At 45.1% G+C, this 19,759-nt stretch carries 13 protein-coding genes; 4 read left to right on the top strand and 9 right to left on the bottom strand.

Going from position 1 to position 19,759, the window contains the following annotated elements; all coding sequences use genetic code 11:
- Positions 1–35: 35 nt before the first annotated feature.
- From K2G41_RS04165 to K2G41_RS04125, 9 genes are all read right to left on the bottom strand, one after another.
- Positions 36–2,822 carry a carboxypeptidase regulatory-like domain-containing protein gene (locus tag K2G41_RS04165; RefSeq protein WP_300114877.1) on the bottom strand — a complete coding sequence of 929 codons (2,787 nt, stop codon included), beginning with the start codon at positions 2,820–2,822 and terminating at the stop codon, positions 36–38.
- A 145-nt stretch (positions 2,823–2,967) separates the two neighbouring features.
- Positions 2,968–4,545, bottom strand: a complete 1,578-nt coding sequence (locus K2G41_RS04160; RefSeq protein ID WP_300114875.1) for an FAD-dependent protein — start codon at positions 4,543–4,545, stop codon at positions 2,968–2,970.
- Between the two features lie 99 nt (positions 4,546–4,644).
- Positions 4,645–6,051 carry an MATE family efflux transporter gene (locus K2G41_RS04155; protein WP_300114872.1) on the bottom strand — a complete coding sequence of 469 codons (1,407 nt, stop codon included), beginning with the start codon at positions 6,049–6,051 and terminating at the stop codon, positions 4,645–4,647.
- Between the two features lie 115 nt (positions 6,052–6,166).
- Positions 6,167–7,372 (bottom strand): MFS transporter, encoded by a 1,206-nt coding sequence (locus tag K2G41_RS04150; RefSeq protein ID WP_300114869.1) that lies wholly within the window; start codon positions 7,370–7,372, stop codon positions 6,167–6,169.
- Between the two features lie 251 nt (positions 7,373–7,623).
- A complete protein-coding gene (locus K2G41_RS04145) occupies positions 7,624–9,300 on the bottom strand; it encodes a hypothetical protein (RefSeq protein ID WP_300114867.1) in 1,677 nt (558 codons plus the stop codon).
- A gap of 13 nt (positions 9,301–9,313) precedes the next feature.
- A complete protein-coding gene (locus K2G41_RS04140) occupies positions 9,314–10,456 on the bottom strand; it encodes a hypothetical protein (protein WP_300114865.1) in 1,143 nt (380 codons plus the stop codon).
- Between the two features lie 6 nt (positions 10,457–10,462).
- On the bottom strand, positions 10,463–11,341 hold the full coding sequence (locus K2G41_RS04135; protein WP_300114862.1) for a DUF6175 family protein: 879 nt from the start codon (positions 11,339–11,341) through the stop codon (positions 10,463–10,465).
- Positions 11,338–11,787 carry a hypothetical protein gene (locus K2G41_RS04130; protein ID WP_300114859.1) on the bottom strand — a complete coding sequence of 150 codons (450 nt, stop codon included), beginning with the start codon at positions 11,785–11,787 and terminating at the stop codon, positions 11,338–11,340. The genes K2G41_RS04135 and K2G41_RS04130 overlap by 4 nt, the downstream gene beginning before the upstream one ends.
- A 14-nt stretch (positions 11,788–11,801) precedes the next feature.
- Positions 11,802–12,494, bottom strand: coding sequence for a hypothetical protein (locus K2G41_RS04125; protein WP_300114857.1), 693 nt, complete (start codon positions 12,492–12,494; stop codon positions 11,802–11,804).
- Between the two features lie 585 nt (positions 12,495–13,079).
- Here K2G41_RS04125 and K2G41_RS04120 point away from each other — a divergent pair.
- From K2G41_RS04120 to K2G41_RS04105, 4 genes are all read left to right on the top strand, one after another.
- Entirely contained in the window at positions 13,080–14,093 is a 1,014-nt protein-coding gene (locus K2G41_RS04120; protein WP_300114855.1) for a malate dehydrogenase, read from the top strand.
- 294 nt (positions 14,094–14,387) lie between these two features.
- Positions 14,388–15,707, top strand: coding sequence for a ribosome biogenesis GTPase Der (gene der, locus K2G41_RS04115; protein ID WP_300114852.1), 1,320 nt, complete (start codon positions 14,388–14,390; stop codon positions 15,705–15,707).
- Between the two features lie 93 nt (positions 15,708–15,800).
- Positions 15,801–18,242 (top strand): glycoside hydrolase family 2 TIM barrel-domain containing protein, encoded by a 2,442-nt coding sequence (locus tag K2G41_RS04110; RefSeq protein ID WP_300114849.1) that lies wholly within the window; start codon positions 15,801–15,803, stop codon positions 18,240–18,242.
- A gap of 49 nt (positions 18,243–18,291) precedes the next feature.
- Positions 18,292–19,731, top strand: coding sequence for a rhamnulokinase family protein (locus K2G41_RS04105; protein ID WP_300114846.1), 1,440 nt, complete (start codon positions 18,292–18,294; stop codon positions 19,729–19,731).
- The last annotated feature ends 28 nt before the right edge of the window (positions 19,732–19,759 follow it).

Raw genomic sequence — 19,759 nt, 5'->3', positions numbered from 1 at the left:
TATTTTTCCTTATAGTGATGAATTGGGAACATGAATCATATTTTCAGATTAAGTTCCATTCCGAAGTATGGGGTCGAATATCTTCGTATGGTCATTCCATAGCGTTGATATGTCGGTTCGATGGCCAACAGACGATTGACATAGAGGGCGAGCCCGACACGATCATGCCAGAATGATTTCGTAGCCTTAAAATTGACTGTGGTAGAAGACGGTACTGTCTGACGTGCAAACGAACCTTCGGTGTAATTCCTGACAAGTTGTTTCAGGTAAGGATCAGACAGACATTCCTCGGTGTAAGGATGGAGCTGACCATTGACATCCATATACTGCACCGGTATGCCGTCACGACGCAGAGTGCGGCGCGACGTGAACCACACGTTCTGCACTCCGATTGAAAAATTCAGACCGAGACGCTTGATATCCGTATCGAAAAGGACATTGGTGTTGAAACTCCTGTACTCACTTCCGTCAAGATCATCGTAAAGCCCGACGTACTGCAATTCCTGATTATTGACAATTATCGAGGGTTTATACCAAAGATCCTGACTGTTGCTGTTGGTAGTCTTGAAAAATGCTCCCGAAACCGTCATGCGGGTGTTGATCTTGGGCAGACGGCGTGACTGGAACGTATATTCAACACCTTCCTTATACGTGCGGCTTCCGTTGGTAGTCTTGCTCCTCACCGCAAGATATGTCTGAGAGGTATATGGGAGATCTTCTATGGCAGGAGCATGACCGGCTGCTTCCGGATCAAACCCGGAGGCATCATAACGGTTGTAATGATAGGTGTGCACGAAACCGGAATTACGGAATCCATCCTTCATATCCTCACGGAAATAAGTTACTGACAGACGGTTGCCACGATAAGTCACGTCGGCACGCACCTCCCATTTGAAATTTCGTGCGGCACGGAGAGAATAGTTTGTCATGTCCTCTATATATGTCATAACATTCATGACCCTATAGGCCTCGACATTGTGGTAATAGTTCAGCTGCTCGAAGTCCGAATAGAGTTTATCGGGATAGAGGTAGGCGGCTACGGGCATTTTCGTGTGCCAACCCGCACCGGCCGCAAGTTCAAAACTCAGCGGATAGGTCCTGACATAAAGATGGGGCAGATTCCAGACAGCATTGAAACGCGGATCAAGATATGGCTTTCCGTTAAGTTTATATTTCTTGTCAAGATGAAGCAGCTGAGTCTCGCGCAGACCTGCAGTCAGACTGACGGTATGTCGGCCCGCATAGAAATGCGTTTCGCTTTCAACGTAGGCCGAAAACAGGTGCATGGCAGGGACATCGCTGAATGCGCGCGGACGGGTAGAATTGGCTGCTGTCAGCGGACGTGATGTATCATAAACCGCACCGCGACCATAGTTCTTGCTCATGTTCCACTCGATTCCGGTCTTCAATACTGAAGCAATATGGTCTGCCCCGAAACGGAAGCGACCCGCACCTTTAACGCTTGCTGTGAAGGGATCACCATCAACACGGTAATCGGCGAGATAAAGCATCGGCAGATAACCTGTATAGTTGCTTCCTTCCACAGTTGAAACAGGGAGGGGAAGCACGCGCGATGAAGCAACGTGTTTCTGCTGCACGAGGCGGTCATGTGAATAGCTCACTCCCGATGTCAGGCTTAGTTCCTGCAAAGGCGACGGAGAGGCAGGAGTGTAAGTCAGACGGTTGTCCCACCTGACAGAGTGCTTGTCATTCTTATAGTAATCCACCGTATTGTTGACGGCGAGGTCAGGATCGTTGTCATCCTTCTCAAAAGTAGCACTGTAACTTACGTTTGATGACCAGTTGAAATTCAAATCGCTGTTGCCCCAACGGCGCAGGCTACGGACAGAAGCGGTCACTCGCTTGAAATTCTCGCGGTTATTGCGCGGATCAATTTTGGAATCAAGATAATCAAGTCCGGTATTTATGATCCACCTGTCATTCCCGAATACGTCAAAACCTTTTCCGGCATAGAACAGCTGACTCTGTGTATCAGCCTTGAAACGAGCCTCGAAACGACTTGCCCCGCTCTTACGTTTTATATTGACCAGTCCAGAAGTAAGTTCACCATACTCAACGGACGGAATACCGCGCACGATCTCGACACTTTCAATATCATCCGTAGAAAGAGAACGCATGTCGATACCCTTTCCGGTAGCGATACGGTCACCATGTCCTGAATCGGGAGTTGTCTGCATATCGGCATCTGTATTTAGCCTTACACCATCGACCACGAAGGCTGTTCCGAGGGCTGATGTAGCATAATCGTCAGTGGGTGTGATGCCGTTTGCTTCACGCAGGGCAATACTGTTGACCGCCCCCATTTCAGGATCTTTAGTCACACCACCCGGCAGAAGCGACATGAGGTCACTGAAACTTGACGGCTGCAGATGTCGCATGGCCGTAGTGTCGATAAGCGATGCGGATGTCGCACTACGTGCCTCACGCGCTGTAACCACTACCTCTGAAAGTGACTCGGCAGCCTCAAGTGACAGTTGCAGGCGAAGATCGCCACTGAGGTCCAACTGTCGCCGCAAAGGTTTGAAACCAACCATACTCACTTCCAACGTCCATGAGCCTTGGGGTAAGTATAGTGACAAACGTCCATCCGAATCAGTATGTCCGCCCCTCAACTCCTTTCCGTCAAGCGATGAAAACGTGACGGCGGCAAACTCTACCGGAGCTGAGGCCGAACTATCAACCACCGTGAGCTCAATTCGGTCACCGGCCGGAACAGCGGAAGCCGTCCCTGTAGCAAGTACAAGGACAAGCAAAAAGAGGAGTCCGGAGAATGAAATGGTGGGCCGGTGGAGTGATGTCATCAGGTGAGAAATGTGAATATTTGTACCGCAATTTTTTAGAGTACAAAATTACTTTATCCCTCACTGGACAGAAATACTCATTTTTAATGATTATTCAGGACTCATAAACGCACCTGATACCCAATTTGTATTAGACAGCTCGCAACTATGCCTCCTTGACAACCCCAAGATAGGCTGCGACAGCATCGGCGGCACGATCACCGTCAATAGCCGCTGAAACTATACCTCCGGCATAGCCTGCGCCCTCTCCGCAAGGAAACAATCCGCGCAACTTCACATGACCGAGAGTTTCAGGATCGCGGGGGATACGCAAGGGCGACGATGTACGGGTCTCCGCGCCGATGAGCACGGCTTCGTTGGTAAGGAAACCCTTATTTTTCTTGTCAAAATCCTTAAATCCCTGCTGCAGACGGCGTGCGATTCCCTTGGGCAACAGACGGTCGATACGCGATGAATGGATGCCCGGAGCATAGGAGGTCTGAGGAAGATCGGCCGACTGACGTGAGTTCACGAAATCGACCATACGCTGAGCCGGAGCATTCTGTGTGCGTCCAGCCTCCTCCCAAAAGGCTTTCTCTATCATCTCCTGAAAGTGCATCATTTTCAGTGTCTCGTCGCCGTCATCCACCACCGGGACATCCTCAGGCAGAATCTCTACCACCATTCCGGAATTGGCCCAGCGTGTGCCACGGTTGGATGGTGACATACCGTTGACCACAAGCTGTCCGTCCTCACTTGCAGCAGGAATAATAAAACCACCCGGACACATGCAGAACGAATAGACCGCACGATCATCCACACGCGTAAGCATGGTATATTCGGCAGCCGGAAGATACTTACCCCTACCCTCTTTGGAATGATAGCGCAGACGGTCGATGAGCTGTTGCGGATGTTCGAGACGCACACCTATGGCAAGACCTTTCGGTTCCATTGCCACGCCCCGCGAATGAAGCATCCGATACACGTCACGCGCTGAATGACCTGTGGCAAGTATGACCGGACCAGTAAAACTTGCTCCGTCCGCTGTCGCCACACCTTTCACCACACCGTCCTGAACGAGCAGATCGGTCACCTTTGTTGAAAAGCGTACTTCGCCGCCACAGCGGATTATGGTCTCGCGCATAGCCTTTATGACCTCCGGGAGCTTATCAGTACCGATGTGGGGGTGTGCATCCACGAGAATATCCTCCGAAGCCCCGTGTTGTGCCAATATGTGGAGGATCTTATCCACTGATCCGCGTTTTTTCGAACGTGTGTAGAGCTTGCCGTCAGAGTAAGCACCTGCACCACCCTCTCCGAAACAGTAATTTGAATCCGGATCCACGACTCCTTCACGAGCAATCGCAGCCATATCCTTACGCCGCGAGTCAACATCCTTGCCGCGTTCAAGAACAATTGGCTTTATACCCAGTTCAATCAGACGCAACGCAGCGAAAAGTCCGGCCGGTCCCGCACCGACAACGATGGCCTGCTCACTTCCGGAAAGTTCACGATAGTCGATCGGCCTGACAAGCGATACGTTAGCTGGGATCTCATCGACATAAACTTTGAGCGAAAGGTTGACCATCACCTGACGCTGACGTGCGTCAATGGAACGACGCACCACAGTGATGTGCTTTATGGCGTTTGCATCCACTCCGAGACGGTTTGAAAGATCAGCCTTTAAAAGCATCGGCTCACCGGCCACCTTAGGCGTGACCCTTATATCTATAGTCTGCTGCATTGTTGTTTCTATGATTTAGATATGTAGAATAGTCACGCATCAAAACAACCACATTCCCGGCTGTAATTTTTGATCTATACTATTCTTCAATTATTACTTTTACTGTTTCGCGTCGGACTGCGGCAACACTCCGGCCCGCTGCTCCATACGGCGCATGGTATGTCCCATCCACCACCAGAGAGTCAATATGGCAACCACAAAAGCGATGAAATCCGATCCGGCCATAGAAGCCCAGACACCTGCCACACCCCAGTAACGAGGCAAGACGATCAGGAACGGTATGAGGAACAGAAGCTGACGGGTCAGAGAGAGGAAGATCGACATCTGCGGTTTACCTACACTCTGGAAGAAGTTCTGTATCACTATCTGACATCCGACAACAGGATAAGCGATGAAATATATGCGGAAGCCTTCGCGCGCTATGCGTGTCAGCGTCTCATCCGTGGTAAAGAGTCCCGAAACCGTGTCAGGCATACCCTCGCTTATTATCCATCCGACAAACGTGATGGCAACTCCGATAAATATACCGAGACGAAGCACCTTCTTCACGCGGTCAAAATGATTAGCACCTATATTATAGCCGAGAATAGGCTGCATACCCTGCGTAACTCCGAAGACAATCATCACGAAGAACATGGTCGTGCGGTTGATGATACCGTAAGCACCGACTGCGAGATTTCCCTCCGCACCACCGTAGTCAAGAAGGGCACGATTGATGAAGATTACGACCACACAGGCACACACGTTCATCAGGAACGGTGAAAGCCCGATAGCATAAATGCGCTTTATGATGGACCACGACAACCACTTGTTGCCACTCTGAAAGTGGATTGAACTCTTTTTGGACAGAAAGTGGGACAGTACCCACACAAAAGCCGAGAACTGGCCACATATAGTAGCCCATGCGGCACCACGGATGCCCCATTCAAGAACAAAGATGAATATTGGAGCAAGGACGAGATTGACAGCCACTGAAATCAGTGCCGACACCATTGCCTTGCGCGGATAGCCTGTGGCTCGCATCAGATTGTTTAGACCGATGAACACGTAGGAAATCGGTGTACCGTAAAGGATCACCTCCATAAATTCCTTGGCATAGCCGACGGTATCTGCGGTAGCTCCGAAGAACAGCAGGATCGGTTCAAGAAATATGAGTGTGAGACCTCCGAATACGATGGAGTGGATAAGGCATAAGGTAAACACGTTGTTGACCACATCTGTGGCGCGCGAATAGTTCTTCTGACCAAGGAAAATAGATACAATTGTCGCGCCGCCGGCTGCAATGAGCATACAGAAAGCCGCCACAAGGTTCATCAGCGGGAATGTGATGGCAAGACCGGCAATGGCCATGGGGCCGACCCCGCGTCCGATGAAAATACTGTCGATAATATTGTAGAGCGACGTAGCCACACTTGCAATGATCGCAGGTATGGAATATTGCGCAAGGAGTTTGCCGACCGATTTTACTCCAAGGTCTTCCGTCGATGTGCTTGCTGTTACTGCCATCTATTTCTTTCCCTTTCTCAAAAAAATTCTTTCTACGTGAGGATAAACGAAACGTCTCTGCAAAATTAGCACCTTTGTTTCCACGTTCCTACTAAATACAAACTATTTAACACTCTTATGGTTCATTATTTCCGGGCATATATTCTGGCAGCATCCGCGCTTTGAAAAACTTACGCGTGAAAAAGACAATGAGCAGTGTTCCGGCTATCTGCGAGACAGCCGCTCCCCAGAATGCAGCCGAGAAATTTATATACTCGGCAAGGAAACCGCCAAGCAGGATTCCAAGACCCATCCCGCAGTCCCATGAGGTGAGTATCGAAGAGTTGGCCGTGCCACGCTGATCCTTACGCGCCACACATATAAACATGTTAAGAAACGCTGGATACATGCGTCCGTTGCCGAGACCTATGAGTATCGCCGAAAGATAATAGGCCCACGTGCCGGGCGAGAGGGCAAACAGCAGGAAACCTACACAGCTTATCGATGCTCCTTCAAGGGCATTTTCAGTCAGCCTGCCTTCACGCAGCGACTTGACGCCGTAAAGACGCGACACGAAAAGTCCGGCAGAAAGCAGCGCGAAGAAAAGCCCCGTGCCGTCCGTAATTCCGAGCTCCTGCTTTCCATAGAGAGCCACATAATTGCTCATCACTCCCCAGCACAGACCGAAGAACAGTATGTTTATGGCCATCAGCCATGCACGGCCCAAAAAGAAATGATCGAGACTGAGCTTAGGCTTATCAGCCACAAGTGCCCTCGCAGGGAGTTTGATGGAACATGCCATATAGAATCCTACGAATGCCACTACAAGCGAGATCCAGAACAGAAGCGAAAAATTATCGGTGATCGAATAGATATAGATACCGGCCGAAGGTGCGATGGCCATTGCGAGATTGTTGCTGAGCCCATAGAACCCCACACCCTCATTACGGCGTGATGACGGAAGCACGTCTATTGCCACCGTACTGTTTGCCACGGTGGTCGCGCCGAAAGGCAATCCGTGGATGGTACGGACAATTGCAAACATCAGGATTGTACTTGCCCCGATGTAACCGGTGAAACATATAAAGAAAAAGAAGAAACACAGCATCAACACCTTCTTACGGTTGAAACTGTCAACTATAAAGCCACTGAACGGCCGGACTATCAGGGCAGCGATCACATAGCCTGAAAGTACGAGTCCGATAAGGTCCTTATCGGCATGAAACTGTGCGTCGAGATAGATAGGGAGCAGAGGAGTGAGCAGATAGAACGAGAAAAACATCATGAAATTACCTGCCATCGCCTTGCAATAGTTGGAATTCCAAAGCTTCTCCTTCTGCATACCTGCTTTCTTATCTCTATCATTCAGTTTATTATGACTACCCATATATCAACCATATTATTTCAATTATTGTTTCACTAACTTTCTCCATGCGAAAAACGGCTGCAAATTTACTCAGATTTTTCCATCCTGCATAAAATACAGACAATCTTTTAAAAGATATTGACTTAAAATTATACAAAACACCAATGAGGATGTATCAAGTATTTTTAACTTGGTACATCCTCATTATTTAACAGATAGTAATGATTTTATCTAATCTGAATACTTTGCTGCAAGCTATTCCCTAGTCTATTCAGCATAGACTTGCGTTTTTCTGATTTCTCATTTTTTTGAACGGCTTTCTCTACATCACTCATAGTATCTGTATTAGTCTTTATACCTGAGCTATCCAGCATTATATTTACTACACCTGATTTAGAATACACTGGAAGTGTTTTAAAATCCTCATCACTTAAAACATCATCTATTTTTACAATAGACTTACAACCCATGTATTCAGTCACTGTACCTTTACAAATTTGAACTTTAGTATAGCTCGGTTCTCCGGTCAGGGGATTCTGTATTTCTTTTGTTGCTTGTATAATTATTTTTGAATCCAAAGGTAAAGACCAACCTGTGAGGATCGCCATATTCTTTTTATCCTTCATTTCAATAGTACATGGATAAGAAATTCGTTCACAAATCTGTTTGTACATTTCGTTTTCAATATTGTCTATAGATGTCACGACATCTACTGTTCGCAGAATTCGATTCTGCTCAATAGAGATCATATTTAATTGAAATGAAACTTGATTTCCATTCATCTTAAAATTATCAAGATGCAACATATACTGTGAACCAAGAGCTTTCATCTGTTCTACAACGTGTCCGTCTATAAAGTCCTCTGTCTTTTGTAATTCTCGTTCTTTTTTAAGATCTGGCAAATGTTCTTGTTCTATTATTATAGCTCCCGGATGACGCGTAAGTGCATCATATACAGCATTATTTACCCTATTCCTAATAAATCCATCGTATGTATTGGGTTCATAAGGTAGAGAGAAGTAGGTAAATAACAACGGACTAGGAGTAACCATTGGCTCATTTTGATTTCTAAATAATACAATATTATTTGATGGTTTAATAGCCTTTTCAGCCTTTACTACACAATATCCACCTGAAGATTCTGGATCTGTTGCAGTTGCTATTTTTTTTAGAACTTGAACAGGTTGATTATTATTTCCAATACTTAAAATCTCTTGTCCATATTCGAATACATAGAATTTATCATCCTTCAATATACGTCCATTAGGTTGATAAGCTGATAAGTAAAGTTTCTTACCATCAGACTTAGAGATTGCGTATTGCTCAGGATAAACATCTAAAATATGAGAATACAAGAAATCCTCATATTGTCTTACTAAGGATATTATCTGTTTATTCATTTCAACTGTGTTTGACATCGAAATTGGTGTCGATTTCATAGAATAATGAAAACCAGTGTTGTTTACTATATTTATCAAGCGACACGAAATAAAAATCTGACAAATACCATTCTCATTATATGTCGTTATATCTGTAAGAAAAAGTATATCTGCACCTTCGCCCTTAGCTTGTACGGAGAAACCATCGATATAATCTTCGAGTTTTTGCTCTTCAAGAGCCTTCTTTACATTTGTATATGCCTCATTATCACGATTGACAATTCCAAAATTAGAATTACCAAATTTTTGCATTGCCATCGCATTCAAGGCTGATTTTAATTCTGTTATTAACTCATCCTCGACTTTCTTCTCAAAGACACCATCTTTGAATGTAAAATTATGGCTTGTCACAATGATCGCAACATTCCCACGGTATTTTATTGATCCATCTGCATTTACCGCAGTTTGTGATAACAATGTCAGAGATATTGTCATCATACAAACAAAAAATAAGAATTTCTTCATAAAAATAATAAGATTAATATTGATGCTTAACAACTATTGTTTTTGTTGGATTATTGCGATAATAAGTACATGCAATACTCTTTAACGCATTTATTTTTTGAGAACTCAATCGTTCATTCGATGCTATCTGCCGTGCGGCAGTTCGCTCACTTGACGTAATCTGTTGAGCAGTAATCCTTTCTTGGGACATTATTTTTTGAGCTGTCAATCTTTCATTTGAAGCTAGAGCTTCCCGATTATAGGCCATTTGCTGATTATCCATAGCAATCCTATGATTCTGCTCTTTTTCTTCTATTTCCCATTGATGATATTGTCTTTCTTTTGCGTCCAAATACCGCTGGCGCTTTTCTCTTGCTGCTGCCAATTCTGCAGAAGTCACAAGACCTTCCGCTTTCACCACCATATTTTTATAACGAATATTTTGTTCGTTCTTGGCTTCTTGATACGAACTAAGCACATCTAATGCCATCTGAGCATCATGTTTAGCCAAATAACTATTGGCTAAAGTTAAAATACTATCATTGTAAATTCTAACTTGCTCATCTAGAACACTATTCGCTTTTTCTAATGCCTCCTGATAAATCGATGTTAAACATGATGGAATTGACATTAAATAGGCAATTGCACCATCATAATTACCTTGTCTGGTCATTATATCAGCCTGCGAAAATATATTTACTTTCTCTAATTCATAATATTTTAGTATTTTTACTTTTGCCTCATCTAATAAAGGAATCATCTTATTATACTGTAGCTTCGCAATACCATTTTTTATTGCAGACATCTTTTTTGTGGCTGAATCACGAAAGGGAAGCGAGATTGATGAAAAAATAACATCACCATCTGATTGTATAATCTTTAAATATAAAGTTCCCGATATAACGTACACGTTTTTCATTCCACCTTCAGCAATATCCTCTTCATCAATTGAAATATCTGGTATAAGATAAAAAGAAGATATTCCAGACGTAGAATAACCGGCCTGTGCAATCCAATGTGAGATTTTATTCTTTAGATAGTCTTTCAATTCAATCGTTTCAATAGAACATTCATCTGGGACATCAAATCCTATAGCTATTTTTCCAACATCATTTAATGTTTGGGCTCTTAGTGAAAAAGTCCATAAAGCTAAAACCCAAAAATATAGATTCCTCATGACAACTTAATTTATAGTAATGTAAAGAGTGTTTCCTCTTGTACTTCGAGAAACCGGAATACCTAGTTTCCTAAAAAACCTCATAAAATCAATACTTAATTTTGATAAAGTATAGCTCTTCCCGGTTACAGGATCTACCGGAGGAAGCTTAACATCATCAATAATCATTTTAGTCTTTGTCACACCTTGTATATGATAATCTCCATTATATGCACGTTCCTCTATCCAAAGTTCTATTTCATCTTGCAATTGTAATCCCTCTGTACCTACTTCAGATTCCAAATTGAAATCTGAACTGTCACTCAGTCCAATCTGTACCATAGCTGATCTACCATTTTCAGCCATTGACGTAAATTTTTCTTGCATTATTCTCAAAAAATCGTCTGCACAAGATGAGATAGCTTTCATGCCTAACTTAGCAATATCATTCGTATAGAACACGCCACTTTCACCGATCTTGTTAGATAATGATTCTCCTGTTGCAGAATCATAGGCAGTGACAATGATTTTAACTCGACTTTCTCTTTTATTATCACTCCCACCTATTCCCTGCTGACATGTAATTTCGGCCTCAACATAAATATCAGCACCAGACATATCAATAATCTGAGATTTAATATCTGACTGATTATCAATATTGAAAGTATTACCACTCTCGATTGCTTTCAGTTTTGCGACAAAATCGATAGTCGAATAGCCGCGTTCATCAAAAGCTTCTTTGATTTTAGTCAATACTATGCGCTTATTTTCATCAGCTTCCAGAATATTTCGAATATCTTCACCTTGCTTAGTATAAGGTATAACCATTATTTTAGGTTGTGTTGTCTGTGCAGCACTCCCTATAGTGATAAAGATCACGTACAGAAATAGTAGTATTTTTTTCATAAGCCTAACTGTGTTTTAATATTATTCTTTTCAAGATCCTTTTTCAATGAGATATAATTTACATCTACTGTAAATAGAGTTGATTTTTCTCCTTTTTCTGCCTTTTTAAAATCTGACTCCATCTTTGTCTGTCTGATAAAAGTTGATAATCTAGAGCCGAATAATTCATCAAAATAATCATTACGATCATTAATTAACATTGTTCCTTGATTTAATAATGGCCTACTGTATATAGTACCGTCTATACCATCAAACATGATAATCTTAAGAGCCGCACATTGAGCTTCGAAATTTACTGTCTTTTTTGTCTGAGCAAATGTTTTTAACGTGATTTTGACAGATTTAGGAGATGTGACCTCTGCATCAATAAATTCGTAATCAGCCGATTGAGCATAACATTTAATACCCGATATAAGGACTAATAGAATTGTTAATATTTTTCCCATAGGAATCAATTGGTTTATTTTTTTAATTTATCAGTTAATGCATTTGGATTATTAATCAAATCATATAATGTAGATATTACCAATTTATTAGATGATCCCTTATTAGCTTCATAGTACATACATATTATATTTTTAGTACACTCACTTGTTATATTAATTTCCCTTATAGTATCCAAATAATTTTTGCTCCAACATTCACCAAGATGATAGCCTACAAGTATGAATACCCCACATTTAAATGGTGCAGAAAATCGCTTCTCATCTATATACCATGATAACTTTTCAATATCTTTCTTAAATTTATTTGGATTAAATGAATGTTTCCTTTTTATTTCACAAACTATCATTTGTTTATCTTTGTTTTCCTGTCCTTTATGTAAAACCATATCCGGGAAATAAAAAGTCGTTTGTTTTAAAATTATATCATCATATACCTCCTTTGATATTTCACCATTTAATGTTAAGTCTGACGAATTGTCATCCATCAATTTACGCCATTGATAATAAAGTTCATAGGCAAATACTCTCTCCAAATGTTCTATAACAGCCTCATTATCTTCTTCGTCTTTATAGCCATTATACCATACATATTTTCCTGAAACAGAAGATATTGCATCAACTAAGACTTCCAACTGTGTTTTTAACTCACCAAAAAATTTAGAGGCGATATATTTTTTTACAATTGCATTATACTCTGCAGCACTCATAAAAAATTAAGTTAACGCTTTAGATACCCATTAAAGCTACTTTCATACTTAATTTTTATAACTACAATATTAAAATACGTGGGCATCCACCGTACTCGTCTTGCATCTTTAGGTCCTGAGATTACCTTTACCAGTTAACGAGTAGAGTGAAGCCCACAAAGTATGCAAATAGTAACCTAAAAGTGTGCCTGAGGATTAAAATCCTCTATGCACACTTGGGATACAGTTATTCCATACCCGTAGCCATCATCCTATGCCGTATCTATAGCTGGTTTTGAGTTTCTCAGGTTCAAAGATGCCTAATAGACAAAGCTGATGACGCTTTTAATTATGTAGTGCTTAATAAATCTAAATATGTTGATTTTTAAGCGAGGCAAAGATATAAAAACTTTTTCAAAAAAATAAAAATAAATTTAGGATTTTTTGAGATGGCAAGAGGAAAACTAACTTTGGAATCAACTTTTGGATATGATTTTACGTTTATTTCATGAACGGATTCCTTGAGATGGAGGCCGCGTCAAAACACTCATGAACAAACCTTATAAGACAACGACATATAACACAAATCCAATAAATAAAAAAATCATGGAATTTTTAACTGATGAAAAACTGACCATCGTCGGTGCAGCCGGCATGATCGGATCAAACATGGCCCAGACAGCCGTAATGATGCATCTTACTCCTAACATCTGCCTCTATGACCCATACGGTCCTGCACTGGAGGGTGTGGCCGAAGAGCTGGCTCACTGCGGATTCGAGGGTGTGAACATCACCTATACCTCTGACATCAAAGAGGCTCTCACGGATGCGAAATACATTGTATCGTCAGGCGGTGCCGCACGTAAGGCAGGCATGACACGTGAGGATCTTCTCAAAGGCAATGCCCAGATTGCCGAACAGTTCGGTAAGGATGTGAAGCAGTATTGTCCAGATGTGAAACACATTGTGGTGATCTTCAATCCTGCCGACATCACCGGTCTCATCATTCTTCTCTACTCCGGTCTCGAACCCTCAAAGGTTACTACTCTCGCCGCGCTTGACAGCACACGTCTGAGAAGCGAGCTTTCAAAATACCTCAAAGTCCCCGCTGACGAGATTGTCAACAGCCGTACCTACGGAGGTCATGGCGAGCAGATGGCTGTGTTCGCATCTACAACCACTGTGGATGGCAAACCGCTCGTCGATATAATCGGCACACCGAAGCTCCCGCTTGAGGACTGGATCGCACTCAAGGAACGCGTAATTCAAGGAGGAAAGAAGATAATCGAACTGCGCGGACGTTCTTCATTCCAGAGTCCTGCCTATCTGTCAATCGAAATGATCGCCGCCGCTATGGGTGGAAAGCCTTTCCGCTGGCCGGCCGGAACATACGTCAACAACGACCGTTTCAAACACATCATGATGGCTATGGAAACCACCATCGGCAAGAACGGTGTGGAATGCAAACCTGTAAAGGGAACTCCTGAAGAAGAAAAAGAGCTTGAAAAGAGCTATGAGCACCTTTGCAAGCTTCGTGATGAGGTTATCGAAATGGGAGTAATGCCGCCTATCGCTGACTGGCATCGTCTCAATCCTTATCTTGAAGGTAAGACCTGTTGATAATAAGCCCCGAAAAAATTTCGGGGCAAAAAAAATTACTCGTCATCACGACGAATAACTTTTTTACCTTAAATCTAATACCATGAAAAACTTGTTGCAAAAGTAATATCCATCAGAGTATTCTCCAAATATTTACATAAGAATATTCAGCAATTTAATATAAATTAACCAAATGTTTGTTTTCAATACAAATTACCATCGTTTAATAGATTTTTGTTGCGAATTACGAAATGATTGGTTAAATTTGCAAGGCATAAGGCACATTCTTATGCCTTTACCATTAATGATCAATGTATGGGACAAATGATAGCTATAGTGGGACGCCCTAATGTGGGCAAATCCACTCTCTTTAACAGATTAACCCAGACTCGCACAGCCATCACCAACGACGAGGCGGGCACTACCCGTGACCGTCAGTATGGCAAGGTCGATTGGAACGGCAAGGAATTTTCACTTGTCGATACAGGCGGATGGGTTGTAAACAGCGAAGATATCTTCGAAAACGAAATAAACAAGCAGGTACAGCTTGCCATCGAGCAGGCCGACGAAATTCTCTTTGTGGTCGATGCCGCCAACGGTGTTACCGATCTCGACGATCAGGTGGCGGAAATCCTCCGTCGCTCGACCAAGCCCGTGATACTCGTGGCCAACAAAGTAGATAGCGGTGACTCGATCTACAACATTGCCGACTTCTATAGCCTCGGTCTCGGAGACCCGATGGGCGTTTCGGCAGTGAGCGGTTACGGTACGGGTGACCTTCTCGACGAGGTCGTCAAGAAAATGCCTGAAAAGGATGAGGATGAAGCGGAAAAGCTCGACGATATACCCAAGATTGCCATCGTAGGACGTCCTAACGCCGGAAAGTCGTCGATCATCAATGCCTTTATCGACGAAGAACGTCACATCGTGACCGATATCGCCGGTACTACACGCGATTCGATCTATACCCGTTACAATAAATTCGGTTTCGACTTCTACCTTGTCGATACAGCCGGTATCCGTAAAAAGACCAAGGTCAACGAGGACATCGAGTATTACTCCGTCATCCGTTCGATCCGTGCCATCGAAGCTTCAGATGTCTGCATCCTCATGATTGATGCGACTCGCGGCATCGAGTCGCAGGACGTGTCGATCTTCTCGCTTATCCAACGCAACAAGAAGGGTCTTGTGGTAGTGGTCAACAAATGGGATCTCGTCGAGGACAAGTCCAAAGAAGCCATCAAGCATTATGAGGACGCTATCCGCGAGCGTTTCGCTCCCTTTGTCGATTTCCCCATCATCTTTGCGTCAGCACTCACAAAGCAGCGCATCTACAAGGTGCTTGAGACAGCCCTGCACGTGTGCGAAAACCGTCGCCGAATCGTCCCGACATCACAGCTCAACACTGTCATGCAGGAGGCCATCGCCGCATATCCGCCACCCGCAAACAAGGGCAAATTCATCAAGATCAAGTATGTGACTATGCTGAAGGGCTCTCCCATCCCGACTTTCATATTCTTCTGTAACCTCCCGCAATGGGTTAAGGAACCATACAGACGTTATCTTGAGAACAAGATTCGTGAGAACTGGGATTTCCACGGGACACCGATCAATGTGTTCATGCGCGAGAAATAAGTTTCCATCACGGAAGTCCCCGCACTTATCCGAAACACTCTGCACACCACTGTTGGATAAAAAGCAGACTCTCCACCTCAGCGAAAAGAGTAAATGAAATTATTGTCTAATCCTTCATTATTACTGACATTGCTCATCACATGTCTCTGTGCTTCGGCTTCAGGTCGGACTACAGAGACATGGAACTTCGGATGGAAATTCCATCCCGGCAATCCACCCGCCGCCGAGTCATTACTGACCGATGACGCCGGGTGGATTGACGTAAACCTACCCCACGACTTCCAGATTTCACAGGAGTGGGTGGAGCCGTCGGCCGACGAACGTCCCGACATGAGCAATCAGATGGCCAACGTCAAAAGCCGTCTGAGTCCGCGCGGTTTCAAAGAGATGGGCACAGGATGGTACAGAAAGACGTTCACACCCGATTCATCATGGATAGGGAAGCGCGTCATACTGGACTTTGAAGGTATAATGCTGACTGGCGACGTATATGTCAACGGAAAGCGTCTTGGGAGTACTGACTACGGATATCTCGGCACAGAAGTGGATCTGACCGGAGTGCTGAACTACGGACAGCCGAATGTCGTGGCTGTAAAAGCCGATACAGGTAAGCCTGAAAACTCACGCTGGTACACCGGAGGAGGACTTTTCAGGGATGTCAACCTTATCGTCACTGACAAGAATCATTATTTTGTACGCAATCCACTTAAAATAACCACCCCGGTGGTCGGCGAGGATCTCTCCACCGTTAAAATCGAAGCGGAGATTGCATCGCGTCATCGTCCCGACAGCCTGTCCGTAAGGGTAGAAATCAAAAATCCTGATGGTTCGGTGATATATGACCACGTAAACAAAATCCGCAACTACCGCAGTCAGCGCATACGTCACTTCGACATCGACAGCGTGCTCATCGAAAAACCGGCTCTCTGGGACACTGACAATCCTAATCTCTACACCCTCTCGCTCTCCCTTATCGGGAAGGACGGTAAAGTGGCCGACAGCATTACCGAAAATTTCGGCATCAGAAGCATTGAATTTTCTCCTGAATTCGGCATGAAGCTCAACGGCCGTAAGGTATTGCTCAAAGGTATTGCGAACCACCACACACTCGGCGCCCTCGGCGCAGCCGCTTATCCGCGCGCGATGGAAAAACGCATTCAGCTCCTGAAAGATTTCGGTTTCAACCATATCCGTACCTCACACAACCCCTACAGCAAATCGTTTCTTGATCTCTGTGACCGCTATGGCATACTTGTCGTAGATGAACTTTACGACAAATGGAAACGCCAGTATGCCGGTGACCGCAAAGACTGGACCGATCAGTGGCAACACGACGTTGAGGAGTGGGCGCGGCGTGACCGCAACCATCCTTCGGTGGTGATGTGGAGTCTCGGCAACGAACTCCAGATGATAAGCGATCTCCCCTACAATGACTGGGGCGTCACCCCCTACCGTCTGCAGAAAATGCTCCTTGACAATTTTGACGGTACCCGTCCATCCACTGTGGCTATGCATCCGCGCGGACGCAATCATTTCACCGACAGCCTGCCCGCACCGCTTGCGCTCGCCACCGATATCGCGTCGTACAATTACCGCTACATGTATTTCCCCGGCGATTCACGCCGCTTTCCCGACATGATGTTCTATCAGAGCGAAGCCAACACCTCCGGCATGGGTCCGAACTATTTCGACATGGATCTTGACCGCGTGATCGGACTTGCTTACTGGGGAATGATCGACTATCTCGGTGAATCGCAGGGCTGGCCAGCAAAAGGATGGGCACAAGGTGTGTTTGACATATCGCTCGAACCAAAACCTATGGCCTACTTCCTCCGCAGTTTCTTCAAGCCGGATGAACCTATTGTCCATATAGCAGTTGAGGACTCGGATGATGACTCCGAATGGAACGGCATAACCGTAGGGACAACGTCCTACTCCTCACATTGGAATCGTAAGGACGGATCAAAACTCCGGATACGCACATTCACCAATGCTGATGAAGTCGAGCTTCTGCTCAACGGAAAGAGCCTCGGACGCAAACGTAACGACCGCAATGATTCAAAAGAGCGCAACCGCATCCTTTGGGAAAACGTACCTTATAATAAAGGCACTCTTGAAGCGGTGGCTTACCGCGACGGACAGAAAACTCCCGTAGCGCGCCACCGGATCGAGACTGCTGGAAAGCCGGTGAAACTTCTGGTCGAGACTGACAATCCGCAGTGGAAAGCCGATGGTCAGGACCTCCAGCATGTCAGGATCACAGCTGTTGATTCGCGTGGACGGATAGTCCCCGATGCCATGCAGAGCCTTGATTTCGAAGTCGAAGGACCGGCGGAGATCGTAGGTGTGATCAACGGCGATATCAACTCCGAGGAGCTGACCGTCGGACAGACACGCCGTATGTTTCAAGGCAAAGCAGCCCTGATAATGCGTTCGTCACGCACTCCGGGAAAGGTCATCCTGCGGATAAAACCCGAAGGCGACATCAAAGAGGCGACAATTGCCACGTCAACCAATCCCACAGACATCAATTAAAATATTATTTTACAGATAGTTAATAACCACCAATCATAATTTCAACCCCATGAAAGCAGATGAAAAGAATTACTACATCGCGGTCGATCTTGGAGCGACAAGCGGTCGAGTAATCCTCGCCTCATTTGACGGCGAGAAAGTTGAAACAGAAGAAATTCATCGTTTCAAGCATCCCATGCTCCCCATCGGAGATAATATTTTCTGGAATCTTCCGGGACTCTATAACGAAGTGCTCACCGGCCTGCGCAATGCATCGGTCAAACTCGGTGAGATCGGTGCGGAAGCGCGCTCGATCGGTATCGATACTTGGGGCTGTGACGTGGCCTATTTCCATGCCGATGGCTCTATCGCAGGTCTCCCCTATTGTTACCGTGACCCGCATACAACCGGTGCGGTAGATAAATTCTGTGAGGAAATGCCACGCGAGAAAGTCTATGAAAAGACCGGTATTCAGTTCATGGACTTCAACACACTCTTCCAGCTCCATACCCTCAGCAAAAAGGAAGGCAACGCACTTAAAACAGCTGATAAGATCCTGTTCATGCCCGATGCCCTCAGCTATATGCTCACAGGAAATGCCGTCACGGAATACACCGTTGCTTCAACATCACAGATCCTCAATCCCACTACCGGCGAACTCGATGCAGAGCTTCTTGAAAAAGCAGGTCTGACACCCGATCGCTTCGGTAAACTCGTGAATCCCGGCTACGTGATCGGCACACTTACTCCCGGTGTCCAGCACTCTACCGGACTTGGCCCTGTTCCCGTCGTAGCCGTAGCCGGACACGACACTGCGTCAGCAGTGATCGGCGTTCCTGCCAAGGATGAGAAATTCGCTTACCTGAGCTGCGGTACGTGGTCGCTCCTCGGAGTGGAATCCCCCACCCCGATCATTAATTCAGATGCTTTCGGTTACAATTTCACTAACGAAGGCGGTATCGACGGTTCGATCCGTTTCCTCAAGAACATCTGCGGTCTCTGGCTTCTCGAACGTTCACGTACCGAGCTAAAAGACGCTCCCGAAAACATCGCTGACCTCTGTGCCCTCTACACAACCTCGGATATCGACAGTATCATCAATCCTGACGATCCTGCATTTGCAAATCCCAAGTCAATGACAGAGGCCATCAAGGAATACTGCAGCAAGACCGGCCAGCGCGTCCCCGAAACTGCAGCCGATTTCATGCGCGTTATCTTCCGCAGCCTTGCCAACCGCTATAAGGAAGTGCTTGAATGGCTTCGCAAACTCGCGCCAAATGATATCAACACTCTCCACGTGATCGGTGGCGGATGTCAGAACGCACATCTCATGCAGCTCACTGCCGATGCCATCGGTATTCCTGTTGTCGCAGGACCTTCGGAGAGCACCGCTCTCGGCAATGTACTCGTACAGCTCCGTGCCGACGGTAAGGTCAGCGACATCACTGAAATGCGTCGTGTAGCAGTAAATTCAACTGAAACAAAGACTTACGAGCCCCACAAAGCCTGATAAGCCTTAAACGATAAGAAACAAACAA

The organism is Duncaniella sp., assembly GCF_029056165.1.
Classification (GTDB): Bacteria; Bacteroidota; Bacteroidia; order Bacteroidales; family Muribaculaceae; genus Duncaniella.
The sequence above is the reverse complement of the archived record's forward strand: the minus strand, read 5'-3'. Positions and strand labels throughout refer to the sequence as shown.

Bases quoted from the DNA above. Each gene is read 5' to 3' on its own strand.
- K2G41_RS04140 (WP_300114865.1), bottom strand. From the start codon at position 10,456: ATGAGGAATCTATATTTTTGGGTTTTAGCTTTATGGACTTTTTCACTA.
- K2G41_RS04160 (WP_300114875.1), bottom strand. From the start codon at position 4,545: ATGCAGCAGACTATAGATATAAGGGTCACGCCTAAGGTGGCCGGTGAG.
- K2G41_RS04165 (WP_300114877.1), bottom strand. From the start codon at position 2,822: ATGACATCACTCCACCGGCCCACCATTTCATTCTCCGGACTCCTCTTT.
- K2G41_RS04120 (WP_300114855.1), top strand. From the start codon at position 13,080: ATGGAATTTTTAACTGATGAAAAACTGACCATCGTCGGTGCAGCCGGC.
- K2G41_RS04150 (WP_300114869.1), bottom strand. From the start codon at position 7,372: ATGCAGAAGGAGAAGCTTTGGAATTCCAACTATTGCAAGGCGATGGCA.
- K2G41_RS04135 (WP_300114862.1), bottom strand. From the start codon at position 11,341: ATGAAAAAAATACTACTATTTCTGTACGTGATCTTTATCACTATAGGG.
- K2G41_RS04145 (WP_300114867.1), bottom strand. From the start codon at position 9,300: ATGAAGAAATTCTTATTTTTTGTTTGTATGATGACAATATCTCTGACA.
- K2G41_RS04125 (WP_300114857.1), bottom strand. From the start codon at position 12,494: ATGAGTGCTGCAGAGTATAATGCAATTGTAAAAAAATATATCGCCTCT.
- K2G41_RS04130 (WP_300114859.1), bottom strand. From the start codon at position 11,787: ATGGGAAAAATATTAACAATTCTATTAGTCCTTATATCGGGTATTAAA.
- K2G41_RS04110 (WP_300114849.1), top strand. From the start codon at position 15,801: ATGAAATTATTGTCTAATCCTTCATTATTACTGACATTGCTCATCACA.
- K2G41_RS04155 (WP_300114872.1), bottom strand. From the start codon at position 6,051: ATGGCAGTAACAGCAAGCACATCGACGGAAGACCTTGGAGTAAAATCG.
- K2G41_RS04105 (WP_300114846.1), top strand. From the start codon at position 18,292: ATGAAAGCAGATGAAAAGAATTACTACATCGCGGTCGATCTTGGAGCG.
- der (WP_300114852.1), top strand. From the start codon at position 14,388: ATGGGACAAATGATAGCTATAGTGGGACGCCCTAATGTGGGCAAATCC.